The organism is Halomonas sp. GFAJ-1 (assembly GCF_000236625.2).
Taxonomy (GTDB): Bacteria; Pseudomonadota; Gammaproteobacteria; order Pseudomonadales; family Halomonadaceae; genus Vreelandella.
Window position 1 is genome coordinate 1 of sequence record NZ_AHBC01000053.1, and the last position, 1,836, is coordinate 1,836.

Genomic DNA, 1,836 nt, shown 5'->3' on the forward strand with positions numbered 1-1,836 from the left:
AGACAACTTACCCTTTAAGATTCATGAAAAGCTCTATTAATTTTTTGATATATTTAAGTAAAACGTCAGTGTCTTCATGGGTTAAAAAGCCCACCAACACTGATACTAGTTACATCGCCTGTTAGCTTATCGACTACGCGCACGGTTAATTCCCCGCCTGCATCACTGACCACTACACTGAAATCATCACTATCAAACCCACCATTGCTTATTTCGCCTCGCCCTACATCAGAAATAAGCTGTGAAATGAGGCGGCTTTCTAAATTTTGAATTAATCGTTGGGTAGGGCTAAGTGGTTGGGTGCGTCTTGCATTAGGGTCCGTGTTCGTATCCTGTGCCTGGGCTTTACCTAACATATAGCTGCCCATAAAGGGGTCTCCCCCAAAAGAAGGATTTAGTGGCCGATAGATTAATTCACCCGCTTGGACTACTAAAGGAGAACATAAAAGCAATGTAGCAACGGCATAGATCCTGGCATGTTTGGTTAAGGTGGTCATTAGAATATCTCCTCTCTACCTAAGTCTCGGTCAGAAGTAAGCGCAGAGGTCAACTGATGACGCAAAAGAGCTTCTTCGACAATTTGCACGGCTTCTCCCGCAGTATTACTGGCATCATTTATTCTGGGGGAGAGCTGTGTTCGGAAGTGCATTCGGTTGCCATCCATAATCCATACCTGGCTACCCCAGCGTGCATCAGGTCGCTCATGAATAGTGAGAGTTGAGTTACCTATCATTAAGTTATCCATGGCGCGCTGGCTAAAAGCGCGGTAAAAGGTTTTGCCCGCCATGGTGATGGTGCGGTCGACCATGACTCCAGTGAGCTCACTGCTACCTGAGCCATTTGAGCGTTGTTCTATGACAGGGCCATCTTGGCTGCTTAACTGGTTAATATTTTCTACTTCAGTTTGTTCCTGTTGCCCTGGTGAATAGCCATCGTTCAGTACTTCAGCATAGGCTGTTCCACCACTCCATATCAGCATCGCTGTAGCAGTTAGCAAAAGCTGTTTAAAGTTTAACGGCTTCATAATGATGCCCTTACGCTTAGTGGTTACGGTGTGCCTGGCGGTTAGTTTCCACAGAGGGAAACATTGGCCCCAAGTTTTGATGTATCCAGTTAAGTGCTTGAATTCGGTTATGCACGTTTATTTTTCTGAAAATGTTGTAAAGGTGAGATTTAACGGTGTGTTCACTGACAAATAGCTTGTCAGCTATTTGCTGATTAGATGAGCCCGCGCTTAATAAAGAGATAATTTCCATTTCACGATTCGTAAGGCCGCACGCTGGTCGGAAGGCGTTACTCTGGTACTTGCGATAAAAAAGGATGAGCTTCGCCATCAGGTCGCGTGACATCCAAAGGTCACCCTCCATCAGTGCATGGATACCTTTACAGATAACTTCGAGGCTTTCATTACGGTAAAACACGCCCTTCAACTGAGCACAGGAGAGCGCTTCTAATGCGTGATCCATATCGTGGATGTTGAACGCCGCAAGGGGGGCTTTTGCGAGCGTTTCTGTCAACGCATCTTGCCAATCCGGCAGTGCCTCAACACTGATGTGGTCACTGTCGATGAGAATCAGCAGTCTCTCTGCAGTTGTCGCGGGAAGTGCTATGCCCGGAGAGTAAATGCTGACCGTGCAGCCTGTATGCTCATGTAAATAATCAGCAAAAAGCTGAGATTGGGGGCTTTTCTCTGTGATGATATACACCAATTCATCTGCGTTTTCCTGCGGCATTGTGGAGTCCTCATAGATAGAAAGAGTGAGCAAGGGATCACCCAAGTGTTGTCTATAAGATACATTTCGTAAAGTTTTGTTATTAGATATATGGTAAAAATAT

Annotated in this window: 3 protein-coding genes; all 3 read right to left on the reverse strand. The window is 45.5% G+C overall.

The window, feature by feature from the left end:
• Nucleotides 1–74: 74 nt before the first annotated feature.
• From MOY_RS14740 to MOY_RS14750, 3 genes are read right to left on the reverse strand one after another with little or no spacing between them, the layout of a single operon-like run.
• Nucleotides 75–497: a curli assembly protein CsgF gene (locus MOY_RS14740; protein WP_009101259.1), complete on the reverse strand. Its 423-nt coding sequence runs from the start codon at nt 495–497 to the stop codon at nt 75–77.
• The gene (locus tag MOY_RS14745) at nt 497–1,024 is read right to left on the reverse strand and encodes a CsgE family curli-type amyloid fiber assembly protein (RefSeq protein ID WP_009101261.1); all 528 of its coding nucleotides are present in this window, start codon (nt 1,022–1,024) and stop codon (nt 497–499) included. Before MOY_RS14745 ends, MOY_RS14740 begins: the two co-directional genes overlap by 1 nt.
• Before the next feature lie 16 nt (nt 1,025–1,040).
• Nucleotides 1,041–1,733 (reverse strand): response regulator transcription factor, encoded by a 693-nt coding sequence (locus tag MOY_RS14750; RefSeq protein ID WP_009101263.1) that lies wholly within the window; start codon nt 1,731–1,733, stop codon nt 1,041–1,043.
• Nucleotides 1,734–1,836 lie beyond the last annotated feature (103 nt).

What these genes read in the sequence shown, in the direction of transcription:
- MOY_RS14745 (WP_009101261.1), bottom strand. Translation starts at nt 1,024, where the DNA reads ATGAAGCCGTTAAACTTTAAACAGCTTTTGCTAACTGCTACAGCGATG.
- MOY_RS14740 (WP_009101259.1), bottom strand. Translation starts at nt 497, where the DNA reads ATGACCACCTTAACCAAACATGCCAGGATCTATGCCGTTGCTACATTG.
- MOY_RS14750 (WP_009101263.1), bottom strand. Translation starts at nt 1,733, where the DNA reads ATGCCGCAGGAAAACGCAGATGAATTGGTGTATATCATCACAGAGAAA.